Genomic DNA, 19336 nt, shown 5'->3' with positions numbered 1-19336 from the left:
TCAACTCAGCCAGTCGTCGTCGGCGTCGTCGTCTGCACTGTGGGCCGGGCGCTCTTCCGCGAGCCCCGGCTCGCCGCCCGCGCTCACGGGACCGGTGCGCACGCGACCGACCACGTCGAGCGCGACGAACACGAGATCATCGAGCTCGCAGCGCGGCCGGCCTTCGAGCCAGGTCAGCGTCCACGAATCAGCGTCCGGGTGCCCGCTCTCCTGCTCAGCGATTGCGGCGTACAGCGCTTCGGGCACGCTGCGATGCGGGGGAGTGCCCGTCTGCCAGCGCGCCCCGAGCTGCATCGTCACGCCTCCACTGGTGCGAGCTGGATGTCGGAGACGGTGACGCCGCTCAGATCGTCCGGACCGGCCTCGATCCGAAGCTCGACGATCTTTCCGACTGCGGCGAGATCAGCCGCGGCCGACTCGAGTCGGGCGAGATCAGGCTGCGGGGCCTGCACGACCGCGATCGAGACCGGGGTCTTCTGCGAAGCCTTCGCGGCCGTCTTCGCTCCGCGGATGCCGACGAGCGCCTCGCCGACGAGCCCGAGCAATGCCGCATCGGCGCTCTCCCCTGCGAGCGAGGCGGCCTCCTCCGGCACGGGCCAGGCAGCCTGGTGCACTGACCCTTCGCCGAACCACGACCACACTTCTTCCGTGGCATACGGCAGGAACGGCGCGAGCAGACGCACGAACACGGAGAGCGACGTGCGCAGGGCGGTCACTGCAGACGCCTGCGACTGGCCTTCACCGTTGTGCGCGCGCTCCTTCACGAGCTCGAGATAGTCGTCGCAGAAGGTCCAGAAATACGATTCGGTCAGCTCGAGTGCACGAGCATGGTCATAAATCTCGAACGCTCGCGTCGCCTGCTCGATCACTCCCGCGAGTCCGGCGAGCACGGCGCGGTCGAGCGCTTCCGTGACGGTGCCGGCGCCCGAGTCGTCGAAGCTGAGCGTGAATTTCGCCGCGTTCAGCAGCTTGATCGCCAGACGACGGCCGATCTTGATCTGCGTCGGATTCTGCGGGTCGAACGCCGCATCCGTGCCGAGCTTCGCCGAGGCCGCCCAGTAGCGCACGGCGTCCGACCCGTGCTGTTCGAGCATGCCAGCGGGCGTCACCACGTTGCCCTTCGACTTCGACATCTTCTTCCGATCGGGATCCAGGATCCACCCGGAGATGCCCGCGTGCTGCCACGGCAGCCGGCCGCCCTCGAGTTCCGAGCGCAGCACGGTCGAGAAGAGCCAGGTGCGAATGATGTCCTGACCCTGCGGGCGCAGGCTGAACGGGTACACGAGGTCGAACAGCTCTGGGTCGCGCTCCCAACCACCGGCGAGCTGGGGCGTGAGCGACGATGTGGCCCACGTGTCCATCACATCGACTTCGCCCTGGAAGCCTCCTGCGACACCGCGCTGATCGGCGGAGTACCCGGCCGGAACGTCGCTCGACGGGTCGACGGGCAGTTGATCCTCCGAGGGGAGGATCGGCTGGTCGTACACGGGGTTCGCGTCGGCATCGAGTGGGTACCAGACGGGAATCGCCACGCCGAAGAAACGCTGCCGTGAGATGAGCCAGTCGCCCGCCAGCCCCTCGACCCAGTTCTCGTAGCGCACGCGCATGAAGTCGGGATGCCACTCGAGCTCTCGCCCGTGGGCGAGCAGGCGCTCGCGGAGCGCTTCGTCTCGAGCACCGTTCACGACGTACCACTGACGGGTCGAAACGATTTCGAGCGGCTTGTCGCCCTTCTCGAAGAACTTGACGGGGTGCGTGATCTTGCGAATCTCGCCTACGAGCTCGCCGGAGGCGCGCAGCGAGTCGACGACGATCTGCTTCGCACTAAACACGGTCTTGCCCGCGATCTCCGCGTAGGCTGCACGCCCGGTCTCGCTCGTGATGACGTCGGGCGCCTCGGAGATCACGCGGCCGTCGAATCCGAGGATGGCACGGTTCGGCAGGTCGAGTTCGCGCCACCAGACCACATCGGTCACATCGCCGAACGTGCAGATCATCGCGATTCCGGTGCCCTTGTCCTTCTGCGCGAGATGGTGGGCGAGGATCGGCACCTCGACGTCGAACAGGGGAGTGCGCACTGTCGAGCCGAAGAGCGGCTGGAAGCGCTCATCGTCGGGGTGCGCGACGAGCGCTACGCACGCTGCAAGCAGTTCAGGACGCGTGGTGTCGATGAGGATGTCGCCGGATCCGTCCGACTTGTGGAAGGCGAGCGTGTGATAGGCGCTCGGCTGATCGCGATCCTCGAGCTCCGCCTGGGCGACCGCCGTGCGGAACGTCACGTCCCACAGGGTCGGCGCCTGGGCCTGGTAGGCCTCGCCGCGCTGGACGTTGCGGAGGAAGGCGAGCTGGGAAGCGCGCAGCGATTCGGCTCCGATCGTTCGGTAGCTCTGCTTCCAGTCAACGGAGAGCCCGAGCGTGCGCCAGAGCGCCTCGAACTGCTGCTCGTCCTCCTCGGTGAGGCGCTCGCACAGCTCGATGAAGTTGCGGCGGGAGATCGGCTGCTGATCCGCCGCCTTGATGCTCTTGCCATCGCCGCCTTCGTGCGGAGGGACGAATCCCTCGACGTACGGCAGCGACGGATCGCAGCGCACGCCGTAGTAGTTCTGCACGCGTCGCTCGGTCGGCAGCCCATTGTCGTCCCACCCCATCGGGTAGAAGACGGCCTTGCCCTGCATGCGCTGGTACCGCGCGATGGTGTCGGTGTGCGTGTACGAGAAGACGTGACCCACGTGCAGCGATCCCGACGCCGTCGGCGGAGGCGTGTCGATGCTGTAGACGTTCTCCCGGGAAGCGCGTTCGCGTGGAAAGGCGTACGTGCCGGCTTCCTCCCACACCGGGCCCCATTTCGCTTCGAGGCCTTCGAGTACGGGCTTGTCGGGAATCGCGCTCATGCGTGGGGCTCCGCTTCTCGACACCGCGCTCAGCTGCGGCATCGGGGTTCGATGTGGACGGCACCGCGTGATCGCGCGGCAGCGAGTCGCCGCACTGGTGCCTGATGGTGTACCTCCAGCTTACCGGCCATCAATCACCGGCGAGCTGCACTCCGATGAGGGTCTCATTGTGCGCGGGGTCCCCGCCGGGTTCGGGCTCGGTGAGGTACTGCTCCCATGCGATGTCGGTCGGCTGTTCGCCCTGCTCGCTGACCCAGGCATAGAGGCGCTCGTACGCGGCCGAGAGACCGCTGAAGTCGCCCCGCAGCAGGTATGTTGCCGTGCGCGATGCGGGGAGCGTCTCAGCGGTGACGCGGACCCCAGCAGTGGCAGCGCCGTCAGCGCCGCCGTCGCCCTCAGCGCTCGGGAACGGCTGCGAAATCGGCACGGCGACGGAGAGGTCGAGCCCGTCCGCGGTGGGTGAGCCGTGCATGATCCCCATCGGGGCGGCGGCGGGCGACGAGCCAGCGGCGGCGATCGCGGCGAAGAGCGCCGGGAACGCGCGGTCGTACAACTCGGGAATGCGGTCGAACGGAACGGTCTCGCGCACGACGGCGAGGTGCAACTCGGGTCGCGTGTCGATCTCGGGCGTGACGGGCGAATCGTTCATCATCTCTCCTTGATGCAGGCCGAGCCGGAGACGCCCGACGCCGCCGATCCTACGCGGCAACGGCGCCGGGCGCTCCTGGTTTCTCTATCCGGCGAGCAGGCCGGGGAATGCGTCGGGGTGCTCGTCGATCCAGGCGTCGACGGCCTCGGCCTCTTCACCCACCTCGTATTCGTTCGTCATCGCGTTCTCGAGCGTGCTGAAGGCCTCGTCGTTCAGCTTGAAATCTGCGGCGTAGTCTGCCGCGTCGGAAAAGCGCTCGGTGAATCCCTGCGTCGCGAGCACATGAATGCCCTCAGGGGTGCCCATGACGCCCTTCGGGTCTTCGAGGTCGCGCAGGCCGTACACCTCGTTCGCCCAGAACGGGCGCCAGCTGGTCACGACGATGTCGTCGCCGTTCTCGACCGCGTCGCTCACCGAGGCGAGCATCGCCGCCGTCGACGAGGATACGAGGGAGAAGTCCCTGTCGAGTCCGTAGGCAGGCATGCCGACCTCCTCGGTGTGCTTCATCTGACCCGCGCTCGGCTCGATGCCGATGATCTTCCCGTCGAATCGATCGGCATTCGGCGCGAGTTCTTCGAGCGATGTGATGTCGACGTAGTCGGGCACCGAGAGCGTGATCGTGCCGTTGTCGTACCAGGTGCCGAGATCCTCGAAGTCATCTTCCCGCCCCGCGATGTACTCGGCCTGCGTGCGCTCGGTCCAAGCACCCGAGAAGACGTCGATGTCGCCCTCCGCGAGACTCGTGTACAGCACGGCTGCCTCAGTGAGCTCCTGCATCTCGACGTCGTAGCCGAGCTTCTCGAACTGGTCCTTGAGGAGGAAGCCGCTGGTCTTGCCATCGCTCCAGGAGGGGACGTAGCCGATCGTGATGCTGTCTGCGCTGGCATCGGCGGCGTCTTCGGCAGAGCATCCGGTGAGCGTCAGAGCGGCTGCTGCGGTGAGTGCGAGAGCAGAAGTGAGGGTGCGGAACTGCAAATGATGTCCTTTCGTAGAGCGTGGTGCCGCTGCGCGGCATGAAAAAGGAGCCCTCCCGGAACGGTGTTTCGGGAGGGCTCCTTTCGTACTGCGTGAATCCCCGAAGGGAGACGATGGATCGGTCAGCTGGCGATCAGACCCGGGTAGGCGTCGCCGTACTCCTCGAGCCAAGCGTCGACAGCGCCCTCGGGGTCACCCTCGTACTCATCGCCGGTCACCATGCCTTCGAGCGCGCCATACGCGACGTCGTCGAGCTTGATATCGGCGATGTAATCGACAACCTCGGGGTACTCCTCCGAGAGGCCCTGCTTGCCCAGGAAGTGCAGGGTCTCGGGCTCGCCCATGGCGCCCTTGGGGTCTTCCAGGTCCTTGAGCGGGAATGCATCATTGGCCCAGAACGGACGCCACAGCGTCACTACGACGTCTTCCTCGTTGTCGATCTTGTCCTGCAGCGTGGCGAGCATGGTCGCGGTGGAGGAGGTGACGAGCTCGTAGTCGCCCTCGAGACCGTACTCCGGCATCGCGACATCCTGGGTCTGAGCGGTCAGACCGGCACCGGGTTCGATGCCGATGATCTGCCCATCGAAGCGACCCGCGTCGCCGGCGAGATCCTCGATGGAGTCGATGTCGACGTACTCCGGCACCGCGAGCGTCAGCACCGCGCCGTCGTAGTACCCGCCGAGATCTTCGATCTGGTCGCCGAACTCCTCCATGTAGGAGGCGTGGGTCACCTCGGGCCAAGCCGACGGGTAGATGTCGAAGTTGCCCTCGGCGAGTCCGGCGTAGAGCACGCCGGCTTCGGTGAGTTCTTCCATCTCGACGGTGTAGCCCATCTTGCCGAGCTGGTCTTCGAGCAGGTAAGCCGTGCTCAGGCCATCGGTCCAAGCGGGCAGGAAGCCGAGCGTTACGGTGCCGTTGTCTTCACCCGAGCCGGCATCGGAGCCATTATCGGAACCGCTGCCCGAGCAGCCTGCGAGGGCGAGGGTTGCGGCGGCTCCCAGAGCCAGCATTCCGGTGAGAGTGCGCTTCTGCATACTTCGTCCTTTCGTGTCGTGCGCGGAGGCGCACGGTGTGGGGTGTGGTGTGTGGGTGGTCTAACCCTCAGTCGCTCGCTGGATCACGCGGCCTTCGCGAGTGCGCCGGTGCGGCGCGCATCGCGACGCTTGCGCATCGCGCCGAGCAGTGAGTGCTTGTAGTCGCCCGGGTTTCCGAGTGCCGCCGTGACGCGGTCGAGGAAGACGGCGAGAATGACGACGCTCAGGCCGGCCTCGACGCCCTGGGCGATGTTCAGGGTCGAGATGGCTGCGACGACCTCTTTTCCGAGGCCATTGGCGCCCGCCATGCCGGCAACGACGGCCATCGAGAGAGCGAGCATGATCACCTGGTTGATGCCAGCCATGATGGTCGGCATCGCGAGCGGCAGTTGAATGCCGCGAAGGATCTTGCCCGATGCAGCGCCGAAGGCGTGGCCGGCCTCGACGGTCTCGGAGTCGACACCGCGAATCCCGAGCTCTGTGAACCGGACGCCCGGAGCCACCGAGAACAGCACTGTGGCGAAGACGCCGGGCACGAAACCGATGCTGAAGAAGATGACGGCTGGGATCAGGTACACGAACGCCGGCATGGTCTGCATGAAGTCGAGCACGGGCTTCAGAATTGCGCTGAAAGCGTCGCTCCGCGCGGCAGCGATACCGAGCGGAATGGCGACGATGATCGAGATGAGCGCCGCGACGAGCACGAGCGCGAGGGTGAGCATCGCGTTCTCCCACTGCCCCATGCCGACGATGAGCAACATCGTGATCACAGTGCCTACTGCGAGCTGCCACGAGCGGAGAGCCCAACCAATGAGCCCGAACACGATGATGAGCACGGCGAAGGGTACCGAGACCAGGCCGTCAGCGAGCCCTTCGACCAAGAACTTGATGACCATCGTGACGACGTCGAGCAACCCGTCGAACGTCGCTTTGAACCAGTTGAGCCCATCAGCGACCCAATCGCCGAGCGGAATACGGAAGTCGTCCATCAGCGCACCTCCTCATTCTCGGGAGCGAGGCCGGGCAGTGAGCTCCCGGCCGGCGCATCGCCCAGCGTTTCTGTGATCATCGCGGCAGACACGGTGGGTGTCGGCTCGATGATCGGAATCTCTGTGGTCATCGTCGGAAGATCGGTCAGCGCTGCGAGCAGCGTGACGCGCGGCACGACGCCGATGAGGCGATCCTGCTCGTCGATCACGGCCACGGGCAAAGAGCTCTCCACCGCGAGCTCGAAGAGCTCGGAGATGTACTGGTCGGGCTTCACGATCGAAGGCGTCGGACGCAGGAGCTCGGTGATATCGGTACCGCCTTCGCGAACCTGACGCAGCACGTCCTTGTCGCGAACCACGCCGAGCAGCTTGCGCGAGGCCGACGTGACGAAGCATGCGGAGGTCTGCAGGTCGCGCATCGTGCGCAGGGCGGTGCGCGGGCCGGCGCTCGCTGGAACGACCGCGCGCGGCGGCTCCATCACGTCACCGGCGGTGAGCACGCGCGCTCGGTCAACATCCTGCACGAACTGCGCGACGTAATCATTCGCCGGATCGGTCAGAATATCGTTCGGCGTACCGACCTGCACGATGCGGCCGTCTCGCATGACAGCGATTCGGTCGCCCAGGAACATCGCCTCGTTGAGGTCGTGGGTGATGAACACGATCGTCTTGTTGAGCTCCTGCTGCAGTTCGACGAGCTGCTCCTGCATCTCTCGGCGAATGAGGGGGTCGAGCGCCGAGAACGCCTCGTCCATCAGCAGAATATCGGTGTCCGCGGCAAAGGCTCGGGCGATGCCCACGCGCTGCTGCATGCCCCCCGATAGCTCGCCGGGCAGGTGGTCTTCCCATCCCGTGAGGCCCACGCGCTCGAGCCAGTGGCGAGCGCGATCGCGACGCTCCGAGAGCTCGACGCCCTGCAGCTCGAGGCCATATGCAACGTTGTCGAGCACGCTCCGGTGGGGCAACAGGGCGAAATGCTGGAACACCATCGACATCCGGTCGCGGCGCAGCTCGCGGAGCTCCTGCCCGCTGAGACCGACGACCTCGGTGCCGAACACGGAGATCGACCCGTCAGTCGTGTCGTTGAGACCGTTGAGCATGCGGATCAGAGTCGACTTACCCGACCCCGACAGGCCCATCACCACGAAGATCTCTCCCTGGTTCACGGTGAAGCTGGTATCGATGACCGCAGCGGTGCCCTGCCCGCGCAGTTCGTCACGAGTGGCCCCCTTGCGCAGGCGCTTGACAACCTCCCGCGGGCGTCGCCCGAAGACCTTGTAGGCGTGGGAGACCGCGATCGCGGGTGACGTCGCTTCAGGCGCTTCACCCGGCCGCTTCTCGCCCGCGACTGCGGGCTGTTCCGTTGTACTGGTCACTGTAAACTCCTCGTTCTTGGCACGACGAAATCGGAGGCGCACCGATGACGCGCGGGATCGCTATGATCGCAGCGCAGATGGTCCCGGCGGCCTCACAATTGGCCAGTTCGTATTGCGGAGGATCGGGCCGCACTCGACTTCCTGCACTCCGAGGCGCCGAATCTCGACGCTGGATATCTCGGAGCGAATCAAGAAGAATGGCACGCGGCCGCCCTCAACGCTGAGTCGACGCTAACAACGTCTTGCGATGAAGTGCAAGGCTCGCCCGGCCGTTCTCACACCATTTACGGGCCCGTTTTTCGCCCTGATCTGGGTTTTTTCCGCAACCTTATCGTTACCGCTTCGTTACCAATAGGCACCCCCTGAGCCTCTTTTCTGCTCTGCCAGTCGAAGTGGCGCGCGAAGTCGGCTGCGCTAGACTGGGTGCACAGACTGCGAACCGACCATCATCGGGGAGTCTTCGGAAGAACAGTGCGTCACCGCGACGAGCGTCGCCGCGTGGATGTGCCCAGTAGAACCGAACGGATCGGGCCCGTCATCGCCCAATGAAGTGGTCGAAGCGCTCCGAGAGGACAGCGCGAGCGGCAAGCGGGGTGGTACCGCGGGAAACGGATCGCGATCCGGCTCTCGTCCCGGCGCAGGCACAATTACTCACGCCGGAACCGAGAAGGAACCCATGCCGTACCCTCAGCAGTCCACGGGAACCCCGTTGCCCGAGAGCCCCGACCAGCAGCGCTCAGGAGCCGCATTCGGCGTCACCGCGTCACCGAAGCTTCCCGAGATCGAACGCCACGTGCTCGACTTCTGGGCGACCGACGACACGTTCCGCGAATCGATCCGGCGCCGCGAAGGCTCACCGGAATGGGTGTTCAACGACGGCCCCCCGTTCGCCAACGGACTGCCTCACTACGGCCATCTGCTCACGGGCTACGCGAAAGACGTCTTCCCGAGGTTCCAGACCATGCGCGGCAAGAAGGTAGAGCGGCGCTTCGGGTGGGACACCCACGGTCTGCCGGCGGAGCTCGAAGCGATGAAGCAGCTCGGCATCACCGAGAAGTCGGAGATCGAGGCCATGGGCGTCGCTGCGTTCAACGGCAAGGCTCGCGCGTCCGTGCTCCAGTACACGCGCGAGTGGGAGGAGTACGTCACTCGCCAGGCCCGCTGGGTCGATTTCGAGCACGGGTACAAGACGCTCGATCTCAGCTACATGGAGAGCGTCATCTGGGCGTTCAAGAAGCTCTACGACGGTGGCCTCGCATACGAGGGCTCGCGCATCCTGCCGTATTGCTGGCGCGACGAAACCCCGCTGTCGAACCACGAGCTGCGCATGGACGACGACGTGTATCAAATGCGTCAGGACCCATCGGTCACGGTGGCGTTCCCGCTCCTGGGAAGCCGCGCGGCGGAGCTCGAGCTGACCGATGTGCGCGCGCTGGCCTGGACGACGACGCCATGGACGTTGCCGACGAACGCCGCACTCGCGGTCGGCCCCGAGATCGAGTACGCCATCATCGTGGCCGGGCCCGAGGGAGCCGGCGACGGCGGAGCCGCAGGAACGGCTCGCTATCTGCTCGCGCGCGACCTGGTCGGGGCGCATGCGAAGGATCTCGGGTACGGCTCCGGCGACGAGGCCCTCGCCGCCGTTTCGCGCAGTGTGCGCGGCGCCGATCTCGCAGGCGTGCGGTATGCACCGCTCTTCGACTACTTCGACGACGCCGAGATCTGGGGCACGGAGCACTGCTGGCAGATTCTCGCCGACGCGTACGTGTCGACCACCGATGGCACCGGCATCGTGCACCAGTCGCCCGCATACGGCGAGGATGACTACCGGATCACAACGGCTGCGGGAATGCCGACCATCGTGAGCGTCGACGAAGGCGGCCGGTTCATCAGCGCCGTCACGGACGTCGCCGGCGAGCTGTGGATGGACGCGAACCGCCCGTTGATACGCATTGTGCGCGAACGCGGCCGCCTGCTGCGCGAGCAGAGCTACGAACACTCGTACCCGCACTGCTGGCGCTGCCGCAACCCGCTCATCTACAAGGCCGTCTCCAGCTGGTTCGTGCGCGTCACGGACATCAAGGAACGGATGCTCGAGACGAACGAGCAGATCACCTGGGTGCCCGAGAACGTCAAGCACGGCCAGTTCGGCAAGTGGCTCGAGGGCGCGCGCGATTGGTCGATCAGCCGTAACCGCTACTGGGGCAGCCCGATTCCCGTCTGGAAGAGCGACGACCCCGAGTACCCGCGGGTCGACGTGTACGGGTCGGTTGCGGAGCTCGAAGCCGACTTCGGCGAGCTTCCGCGCAACGATTCGGGGGAGATCGATCTGCACCGCCCGTACATCGACGAACTGACTCGGCCGAACCCGAATGATCCGACCGGTCGCTCGACCATGCGTCGCATCGAGGACGTGCTCGACGTCTGGTTCGACTCGGGATCGATGCCGTTCGCGCAGGCGCACTATCCCTTCGAGAACCAGGAGTGGTTCGAGACTCACCAGCCCGCCGACTTCATCGTCGAGTACATCGGTCAGACCCGCGGGTGGTTCTATGTGCAGCACGTGCTCGCGACGGCCCTGTTCGATCGACCGGCGTTCACGAACGTGGTCAGTCACGGCATCGTACTCGGGTCGGACGGCAACAAGATGTCGAAGTCGCTTCGCAACTATCCCGATGTCAACGAGGTGTTCGATCGCGACGGGTCCGACGCGATGCGCTGGTTCCTCATGGCGTCGCCCGTGGTGCGCGGCGGCAACCTCGTAGTGACCGAAGAGGGAATCCGGGAGGGCGTGCGGCAGTTCATCCTCCCACTCTGGAACACCTGGTACTTCTTCTCGCTCTACGCGAATGCCGACGGCATCACGGCCGAGCGCCGCACCGATTCGAGCGATCCGCTCGATCGCTACATTCTCGCGAAGACCGGGCGACTCGTTCGCGAGGTGGAGGCCCATCTCGAGGCGCTCGATACCACCTCGGCAGCTGATGCACTGCGGGCATACGCCGAAGTGCTCACCAACTGGTATGTACGTCGTTCGCGCGACCGCTTCTGGGCGGGCGCCGGTGACGAGGATGCACCCGAGCAGCGTCAGGCGTTCGACACGCTCTACACGGTGCTCGAGACGGTAGCTCGCGTTGCCGCGCCGCTCGCGCCGCTCGTGACGGAGGAACTCTGGCGGGGGCTCACCGGGGGCCGCTCCGTGCACCTGACCGATTGGCCGGATGCGGCGGAGTTCCCTGATGACGACGCGCTCGTGGACGCCATGGATGAGGTGCGCCAGATCACCTCGCAGACGCTCGCGCTGCGCAAGAGCCGCGGTCTCCGGGTGCGACTTCCCCTGGCCGGGCTCACCGTGGTGGTGGAGAACCCCGCGGCGCTCGAACCCTTCAGCGACATTCTCCGCGAAGAGCTCAACGTCAAGTCGGTCGAGCTGGTGCAGCAGTCGGAGACCAGCGCGCACGAGCACGGCATCGTGCAGACGCTCACCGTGAACGCGCGCGCTGCCGGCCCCCGGCTCGGCAAGCAGGTGCAGCAGGCGATCAAGGCGGCGAAATCGGGCGATTGGAGCGAGGCAGCGGGCGTGGTGGTCGCCGGCGGTATCGCTCTCGAACCCCACGAGTATGAACTCACGCTGCGCGCCGGAGACGATGCTGCGGCGGGCCCGGCACTGACGCTGCTGCCAGGGGGAGGCTTTGCGATGCTCGACACGGCGCTCACCCCCGAGCTCGAGGCGGAGGGGATCGCCCGCGATGCGATCCGCGCGGTGCAGGAGGCGCGCAAGCATGCCGGCCTCGACGTGAGCGATCGGATCGTGCTGGCGCTGAACGCGGAACCGGCGCATGCCGCCGCACTCGAGACGCACGCGTCGCTCATCGCCGCTGAGACGCTGGCCGAAGGGTTTGCCGTGCAGGAGGCGATCGGTATCGATGCGATCGTCGATGACCTCACGTCGCCGGGCAATGGCGTGCACGTTTCGGCGCCCCGCGCCATCGGTTCGCAGAAGGCGGCGATCGTCATCACGATCGATGCAACCGAGTCGGCATCACTGCAGTCGGGAGCCGGCGCATGAGCGGCGCGGAACGCGTGTACGCGGCGCTCCTCGAGCGTGTCGGAGAGGCCAATCCCCGGCCCCGTATCGAACCGGTGCGGCGCCTTTCCGAGCTGGCAGGATCCCCGCAGCTCTCCTTCCCCGTCATTCAGGTCGCAGGAACCAACGGGAAGACGTCCACGAGCCGCGCCATCGCGTCGCTCATGCGCGCGCACGGGTTGCGCACGGGACTCTTCACGAGCCCGCATCTCGTCGAGTTCACCGAGCGCTTTCAGCTCGACGGCGAGCCGATCGATGGCGAGGTGCTGGCGGCTGCGTGGGACGAGCTGCAGCTGCCGCTCGAGGTGGTCGATGCCGAGCTCGCTGCAGCGGGTCACGGTCCCATCACGTTCTTCGAGGCGCTCGCGGTGCTCGCGTTCGCGGCATTCGCCGACGCGCCGGTCGATGTTGCGGTCATCGAGGTCGGCATGGGCGGTGAGTGGGATGCGACGAACATCGCGGATGCTCGGGTCGCCGTATTCACCCCGATCGATCTGGATCACACTGCGGTTCTCGGCCCAGACGTCCCGGCGATCGCCCGCACGAAAGCGGGCATCATCAAGCCGGGATCCGTCGTCGTCTCGGCAGCGCAAGACGTCGATGCCCTCGGCGAGCTCGCCGACGCGGCTGGCCGGCACGGTGCGGCATTCGCCGTGCAGGGGCGCGACTTCTCCCTTCAAGACGACCGCGTCGCAGTCGGGGGCCGTCAGATCGATGTCATCGGACTCGGTGGTCACGCCTACGATCCCGTGTTCGTCCCCCTGTTCGGGCGGCATCAGGCTGAGAACGCCACGCTGGCGATCGCGGCCGTGGAGGCGTTCTTCGGGGCGGATCGCCCAGTGCCAGAAGAGGTGCTCGACGACGGCTTCGGTGCACTCACTTCTCCCGGCCGCCTGCAGCTCATCGGAACCGACCCCATCGTCTACGTCGATGCAGCCCACAACCCGCACGGTGCCGCTGCGCTCGTGTCAGCGGTGACGGAGTCGTTCAACTTCGCCGAGCTCGCATTGGTCGTCGGCGTGCTGGAGGAGAAGGACGTCGCGGGTCTGCTCGCGACGCTCGCCCCGATCGCGCATCGCGTGACGGTGACCCCCGTGGATTCGCCGCGCAGCACATCGGCTGTCGAATTGCAGCAGCTTGCCGAGGAGGAGATTCCCGGCACGCCCATCGAGATCGCCGATTCCCTTCCCGAAGCACTCGATGAGGCCCGCGGCTGGGCGATGCGTGCAGATGGGCGCGCGGTGCTCGTCGTCGGATCGGTGCTGCTCGCAGGCGAAGCGATCGCGTTTGCGCGCGCCGAGGGCTGGGGTGCCGCATGAACGCCCCGGGCGATGCGCGCAGGCCCTCTGAGGAGAGCGAGCCCGAACTCGTGCTGTCGCCGTCGGAAACCGCAGCGCACAATTCGGCAATGCGGATCGCCGGAGCCCGACGCGGGCCCACGTCGACGCAGAAGGCCCTCGCCTCGATCGTGCTGGGGTTCGAGCTCTTCATCGTTGCGCTGTTCGGCCTGACGATCTTCGGGCTGAGCGCGCTCGAACCACGCGAGATGGGGCTGTTCCTCGGCGGTGGGCTCGCGCTCACGATCCTGGTCGGCCTCGTGGGCATGCGACGCGGGCGCTTCGGCATCGTGGTCGGGTGGCTCGTGCACATCCTGATGCTGCTCACCGCAATCATCCTGCCGATGTCGCTCATCGTGAGCGTGCTCTTCACCGCACTCTGGGTGTACTGCATGGTGCGCGGTGCCCGCATCGATCGCGACCGCGCGGCCTGGCTGGCGGCGCAAGGTGACGCAGTCTGATTCGATACACTCTCAGATCGGGCCGTGCACGCACGGCTCGATCCGATTTCCCCCGCCCCGAACCATGAGGAGTACGCATGTCGGCTGAAGAAACATTGATCCTGGTGAAGCCCGACGGCGTCGCCCGCGGACTGACCGGTGAGATCATCCGTCGGATCGAGGCCAAGGGGTATCGCCTGGTAGATCTCCGCCTGGTCGCGCCCGAACGCGAGCTGCTCGCGGAGCACTACGCCGAGCACGAGGGCAAGCCGTTCTACGAGCCGCTGCTCGAATTCATGTCTTCGGGTCCGTCTGTGGCGATCCGCGCGACGGGAGAGCGGGTCATCGAGGGGTTCCGCTCGCTCGCGGGCACAACCGATCCGACGACGGCGGCTCCCGGTACGATCCGCGGCGACCTCGGCCGCGACTGGGGCCTGAAGGTGCAGCAGAATCTCGTGCACGGCTCCGACTCGCCCGAGTCGGCGGCGCGCGAGCTCGCCCTCTGGTTCGCCTGAGACCCGCGACGTGCGAACGGCCGCGCTCCGGCGGGGGAATCCCCGCGCGTTCCGCGCGGCCGTCTCGCAGGGCCTGACTCGGCGGAAATCGGTGCAGCCGGGCGCCGCGCACGTCGTTCGCGAACCGCGCACGAATGTCACCGGATCGAGATAGCGTACGCGCATGGTGCTTTCAGTCTCAGCCTCGGAGGCCCGTCGGATCGGGCTCGCCGCTCAAGGCTTCTCGAATACCGCCCGCCTCCGCAAGCGACGCCCGTTCGACCGCGCACTCGACCGACTGCATGTGCTGCAGATCGACTCGGTCAATGTGTTCGCGCGCAGCCACTACCTCCCGGTCTTCTCCCGCCACGGAGCTTACGATGCTGCGGCGCTTGACCGCCATCTCTGGTGCAGCGGCGAATTCACGGAGTACTGGGCGCACGAGGCTGCGTTCATTCCCGTGCGGGATCGCCCGCTGTTCCAGTGGCGCATGCGCGAGCGCCGGGTACGCGACGAGCGAAGCGGACTTGCTGGCGAACTGGGCCCGGTGCTCGAGCGGGTACGGGCGCAGCTGCGTTCCGCGGGGCCGTCGCTGGTGCGCGACCTCGAGGACGGCCAGCGCACCCGTCGCGGTCCGTGGTGGGACTGGAGCGACACGAAGCGCGCGGTCGAGTTGCTCTTCGCATGGGGAGACGTCGTCGCAGCCGGGCGCGACGGCTTTCAACGACGGTATGCGCTCGCCGAGGAGTCGCTTCCGGAGCACGGGCTGGGAGAGGTGCCGTATGCGGATGCGCACCGATCGCTCATCGCTCAGGCCGCGAGATCACTCGGCGTCGCGACGCTCGCCGACCTCGCTGACTACCACCGCTTGAAGCTGACGCCAGCGCGAGCGGCGGTCGCTGAACTCGAGAGCTCGGGCGAGTTGCTCCCCGTCGAAGTCGCGGGGTGGCGCACCGCGGCAGGAAAGCCCGAGCGGGCTTGGATGCACCGCGACGCCGCTACGCCCGCGCGGCTCGCTCCCGACGCTCTGCTGACTCCGTTCGATCCCGTGGTCTGGTTTCGTCCGAGAGCCGAGCGCATGTTCGACTTCCACTACCGCATCGAGATCTATACCCCCAAGGAGCAGCGGCAGTTCGGCTACTACTGCCTTCCGCTCATGGTCGGGGGCAGGTTGGCGGGACGCATCGACCTCAAATCGGATCGTACGGGGCGCGCTCTGCTCGCGCAGGCGGCCTGGCGGGAGCAGGGCGCTCCGCAGCACGCCGCTGAGATCGCATGCGTACTGCTCGCGCAAGCCGCTGCATGGCAGGGACTCGAGGAGGTGCGCTGGTCAGGGGTTGGCAATCTTGAGCTGCCGAACCGATTCGCCGCTGCTCAAGAACCGCTTCGCGCTGCCCAGTGAACCGGATCTCTCACCGTCGACGCTGCACATGAGTCACTCGTCGGAGCCTCCAGCATCGGCGAACGTGCGCAACGATTCGATGGTCGGCAGGAGTTCGGCGAACACGTGCGCAGGCAGATCCGGATCCTCGCCCGTTCCGTTGACGAGCATTGCCACCGTTCGACCTGACTCGACATCGTGCATCACGAGTCCTTGAAAGCCGAGCCCGGTGCCGGTATGCCCCACCCAGCCGTCGATCTCTCCCATGGCGAAGCCGTATCCGTCGTACTCGGGGCTGCGGGCATCATCGGATGTCGGGCCGAAGCGCTCGAGGCGCCACTGCTGGGTCTCGGTTTCGAGCAGTGTTCCGTCGCCGAGTGCACGGCCCCACGTTGCGAGATCCTCGACGTCTCCGGCAAGTGCACCGGCGGCGCCGAACCAGCCCGGGGCGACCCAGGGCACCTGCTCTTCGACCGAGCCGCCAGCGAGTTGATAGCCGACGGCATCACCTTCCACATCGTTCAGTCCGTCGGTGACCGAATCGAGGCCGAGTGGCTGCAGCACCCGCGCATCGACTTCCTCGAACCACGGGTTGCCCGTCACAGCCTCGATGACCTGCCCGAGCAGCAGCGTATTGGTGTTCGAGTACTCGAACGCCGTACCCGGAGCGAACTCGGGCGACTCCGGATACGCGAGCTCGAGCAGCTCCTGAACCCCGGGGTCGCGCGCCGGATCAACTACGAGGAGGTCGGTCAGCTTCGGTGAGCCCGAGTAGTTCGCGACGCCGCTGCGCATAGCTCCAAGCTGCTCGATCGTAATCTCATCTCCACTCGGCACTCCGTCGATGTACTGGCCCACGGTGTCGTCGATGGAGAGTCGGCCTTCGTCGACGAGCTGCAGAATCACTGTTCCTACGAACGATTTCGTCATACTGCGATACGCGAAGGGAGTCTGCAGTGCGACTTCTCGGCCTTCGGCTGCCTCGCCGAACGCATGCTGGAGCATGTGCTCGGTATCAGAGCCGGTAATCACGGCTGCGCCCCCGGGAACGCCGCTTCCCTCGAAAGCCGCGTCGACCGCGGATGCGAATACCGAGGAATCACTGCCTTCGGTCTGAGCATCGTCGTCGCCTGCGCTTTCCGGAGCGATCGGCGCGCAGCCGATTGCGAGAAGCCCGATCATCAGGGTGGCTGCCAGGCCCCGCCGCGCACGCTTCATCATGCGGCAAGTGAAACACAGGACCCGTCGCTGCGCCAGAGGCCGAGCGCAACCCTGAGCAGTCGGGATCATGAATGTCGGTGGTCCCGAGTACTCTCGAAGACATGGAACCCACCCGTAGCGTCCGCCCATTTGAAGTGGTCAGCGACTATGAGCCGAGCGGCGATCAGCCCGCGGCCATCGAAGATCTCACGCGTCGGATTAATGCTGGCGAGACCGACGTGGTCCTGCTCGGCGCGACGGGCACCGGCAAGTCGGCCACCACCGCCTGGTTGATCGAAGCCGTACAGCGCCCGACGCTGGTGCTCGCCCACAATAAGACGCTTGCTGCGCAGCTCGCCAGCGAACTGCGAGAACTCTTCCCGCACAACTCGGTCGAGTACTTCGTGAGCTATTACGACTATTACCAGCCCGAAGCGTACGTGCCGCAGACCGATACATTCATCGAGAAAGACTCGTCGGTGAACGCTGAAGTCGAGCGGCTGCGCCACTCGACCACGAACGCCCTCCTCAGCAGGCGCGACACGATCGTGGTGTCGACCGTGTCGTGCATCTACGGCTTGGGCAAGCCGGAGGAGTACTACGAGGCGATGGTGCCGCTCGCTGTCGGCGATCAGCTCGATCGCGACGTGCTGCTCCGTCGATTCGTCGATATGCAGTACCAGCGCAATGACATCGAGTTCGTGCGAGGCAACTTCCGCGTGCGCGGCGACACCGTCGAGATCATCCCGATGTACGAGGAGCTCGCGGTGCGCATCGAGTTCTTCGGTGATGAGATCGAAGCGCTGTACTACCTGCATCCGCTCACCGGTGACGTCATCAAACAGGTCGACACGATCTCGGTGTTCCCGGGGTCGCACTACGTCGCCAGTCGTGATGTGATGAACCGCGCAATGGGTCAGATCTCCCATGAGCTCGAAAGCCGCACGCGCGAACTCAAGCAGCAGAACAAGCTCGTCGAGGAGCAGCGCCTGCGCATGCGCACCACCTTCGATCTCGAGATGATGGAGCAGATCGGCTTCTGCTCGGGCATTGAGAACTACTCCATGCACATGGACGGTCGTCGCCCGGGGGAGGCCCCGCACTGCCTGCTCGACTACTTCCCCGACGATTTCCTCGTGGTCATCGATGAATCCCACGTCACCGTGCCGCAGATCGGGGCGATGTTCGAGGGCGATGCGTCGCGCAAGCGCACGCTGGTCGACCACGGGTTCCGACTGCCGAGCGCGCTCGACAACCGCCCCTTGAAGTTCAGCGAGTTCAAGGATCGGGTCGGTCAGACCGTCTACCTCTCGGCGACTCCCGGCAAGTACGAGCTGGAACGCGCCGACGGCGTGGTGGAGCAGATCATTCGTCCGACCGGACTCATCGATCCCGAGATCGTGATCAAACCGAGCGAGGGGCAGATCGACGATCTGCTCGAAGAAGTGCGCGTGCGCGCCGAACGCGATGAGCGCGTCCTCGTCACGACACTCACGAAGAAGATGGCGGAGCAGCTGACCACGTTCATGGAGGAGGCCGGCGTGCGCGTGCGCTATCTCCATTCCGACGTCGACACGCTGCGTCGCGTCGAGTTGCTCACCGAGCTGCGCGCCGGCGTCTACGACGTGCTCATCGGCATCAACCTGCTTCGCGAGGGGCTCGACCTGCCCGAGGTGTCGCTCGTCTCGATCCTCGACGCCGACAAAGAGGGGTTCCTACGATCGAGCACCTCGCTCATCCAGACCATCGGACGCGCAGCGCGAAACGTATCCGGTCAGGTGCACATGTACGCCGATAAGATCACGCGCTCGATGCGCGAAGCGATGGATGAGACGAATCGTCGTCGTGAGATCCAGGTCGCCTACAACACCGAACGAGGCATCGACCCCCAGCCGCTCCGCAAGAAGATCGGCGACATCACGGCGATGTTGTCGCGAGAAGCGGCCGACTCGGAAGACATCCTGTCACGATCCGGTGCGCACGCGCAGCGCAAGACCGCGTCACCGCAGCGCGGCAAAGGAAAGGCTGCTGCACGCGCCGGCGCTATTGCCGGAGAGGGCGCCGCGAAGCTCGAAGAGCTCATCAGCGACCTCACGGAACAGATGCTGGCTGCAGCCGACGAGCTCAAGTTCGAACTCGCCGCGCGATTGCGGGACGAGCTCTCCGAGATCAAACGCGAACTTCGCAGCATGGACCAGGCGGGGCACCTCTAGGTGTACTGACCTCGACCGTTGTTGACGCGGTCGATGGGGGTGCTGCCCCCGATGCCGAGGTGGGCTCTGTCTAGGTTGTAGTAATCGAGCCAGGACTGCAAGGCTGCAGCTCGGTCCTGGTTCGACGTCCAGGCGCGTGCGTACGCCCACTCAGTGGCGAGGGTCCGGTTCAGTCGTTCGACCTTGCCGTTGGTCCAGGGGCAGTGCGGCTTGATGAACTTCTGCTGTATTCCGTAAGCGTCGATCACGCTTCGAAACGCGGCGGAGTGG

General features: G+C 65.9%; 15 protein-coding genes. 6 read left to right on the top strand and 9 right to left on the bottom strand.

Annotated elements, in window-relative coordinates; genetic code table 11:
• From AB0O71_RS10710 to AB0O71_RS10680, 7 genes are all read right to left on the bottom strand, one after another.
• The gene (locus tag AB0O71_RS10710; RefSeq protein WP_363745242.1) at nt 1-294 is read right to left on the bottom strand and encodes a Fe-S oxidoreductase; all 294 of its coding nucleotides are present in this window, start codon (nt 292-294) and stop codon (nt 1-3) included.
• A 2-nt stretch (nt 295-296) separates the two neighbouring features.
• Nucleotides 297-2891 (bottom strand): valine--tRNA ligase, encoded by a 2595-nt coding sequence (valS, locus tag AB0O71_RS10705; protein ID WP_363745094.1) that lies wholly within the window; start codon nt 2889-2891, stop codon nt 297-299.
• 130 nt (nt 2892-3021) lie between these two features.
• The gene (locus tag AB0O71_RS10700) at nt 3022-3540 is read right to left on the bottom strand and encodes a GyrI-like domain-containing protein (protein ID WP_363745092.1); all 519 of its coding nucleotides are present in this window, start codon (nt 3538-3540) and stop codon (nt 3022-3024) included.
• An 84-nt stretch (nt 3541-3624) separates the two neighbouring features.
• On the bottom strand, nt 3625-4515 hold the full coding sequence (locus tag AB0O71_RS10695) for a glycine betaine ABC transporter substrate-binding protein (RefSeq protein WP_363745090.1): 891 nt from the start codon (nt 4513-4515) through the stop codon (nt 3625-3627).
• Between the two features lie 122 nt (nt 4516-4637).
• Entirely contained in the window at nt 4638-5549 is a 912-nt protein-coding gene (locus AB0O71_RS10690) for a glycine betaine ABC transporter substrate-binding protein (protein ID WP_363745088.1), read from the bottom strand.
• A gap of 83 nt (nt 5550-5632) precedes the next feature.
• Nucleotides 5633-6538 (bottom strand): proline/glycine betaine ABC transporter permease, encoded by a 906-nt coding sequence (locus AB0O71_RS10685; protein WP_363745086.1) that lies wholly within the window; start codon nt 6536-6538, stop codon nt 5633-5635.
• Nucleotides 6538-7836 (bottom strand): glycine betaine/L-proline ABC transporter ATP-binding protein, encoded by a 1299-nt coding sequence (locus AB0O71_RS10680; protein ID WP_363745240.1) that lies wholly within the window; start codon nt 7834-7836, stop codon nt 6538-6540. Before AB0O71_RS10680 ends, AB0O71_RS10685 begins: the two co-directional genes overlap by 1 nt.
• 754 nt (nt 7837-8590) lie before the next feature.
• Between AB0O71_RS10680 and ileS the strand changes: the two genes are divergently transcribed.
• The 5 genes from ileS (at nt 8591) to AB0O71_RS10655 (ending at nt 15674) form a co-directional block, all read left to right on the top strand.
• Nucleotides 8591-11983, top strand: coding sequence for an isoleucine--tRNA ligase (ileS, locus tag AB0O71_RS10675; RefSeq protein ID WP_363745084.1), 3393 nt, complete (start codon nt 8591-8593; stop codon nt 11981-11983).
• Nucleotides 11980-13320, top strand: a complete 1341-nt coding sequence (locus AB0O71_RS10670) for a folylpolyglutamate synthase/dihydrofolate synthase family protein (RefSeq protein ID WP_363745082.1) — start codon at nt 11980-11982, stop codon at nt 13318-13320. The genes ileS and AB0O71_RS10670 overlap by 4 nt, the downstream gene beginning before the upstream one ends.
• Nucleotides 13317-13799 carry a DUF4233 domain-containing protein gene (locus tag AB0O71_RS10665; protein ID WP_363745080.1) on the top strand — a complete coding sequence of 161 codons (483 nt, stop codon included), beginning with the start codon at nt 13317-13319 and terminating at the stop codon, nt 13797-13799. Before AB0O71_RS10670 ends, AB0O71_RS10665 begins: the two co-directional genes overlap by 4 nt.
• A 77-nt stretch (nt 13800-13876) precedes the next feature.
• Nucleotides 13877-14293 (top strand): nucleoside-diphosphate kinase, encoded by a 417-nt coding sequence (ndk, locus tag AB0O71_RS10660; protein WP_363745078.1) that lies wholly within the window; start codon nt 13877-13879, stop codon nt 14291-14293.
• Between the two features lie 163 nt (nt 14294-14456).
• Nucleotides 14457-15674: a crosslink repair DNA glycosylase YcaQ family protein gene (locus AB0O71_RS10655; RefSeq protein ID WP_363745076.1), complete on the top strand. Its 1218-nt coding sequence runs from the start codon at nt 14457-14459 to the stop codon at nt 15672-15674.
• A gap of 33 nt (nt 15675-15707) precedes the next feature.
• Here AB0O71_RS10655 and AB0O71_RS10650 read toward each other — a convergent pair whose 3' ends face one another.
• Nucleotides 15708-16874 (bottom strand): serine hydrolase domain-containing protein, encoded by a 1167-nt coding sequence (locus AB0O71_RS10650; protein ID WP_363745074.1) that lies wholly within the window; start codon nt 16872-16874, stop codon nt 15708-15710.
• 101 nt (nt 16875-16975) lie between these two features.
• Here AB0O71_RS10650 and uvrB point away from each other — a divergent pair, with 101 nt between their 5' ends.
• On the top strand, nt 16976-19066 hold the full coding sequence (uvrB, locus tag AB0O71_RS10645) for an excinuclease ABC subunit UvrB (RefSeq protein ID WP_363745072.1): 2091 nt from the start codon (nt 16976-16978) through the stop codon (nt 19064-19066).
• On the opposite strand, the gene AB0O71_RS10640 is transcribed toward uvrB, so the two are convergent.
• Nucleotides 19063-19336, bottom strand: a 274-nt coding sequence (locus tag AB0O71_RS10640; RefSeq protein WP_363745070.1) for an integrase core domain-containing protein, incomplete at its 5' end; no start/stop codon positions are given. The genes uvrB and AB0O71_RS10640 overlap by 4 nt on opposite strands.

This window comes from Leucobacter sp. NPDC077196 (genome assembly GCF_040687075.1).
Classification (GTDB): Bacteria; Actinomycetota; Actinomycetes; order Actinomycetales; family Microbacteriaceae; genus Leucobacter.
This window is presented reverse-complemented; position numbering and strand designations above follow the sequence as displayed.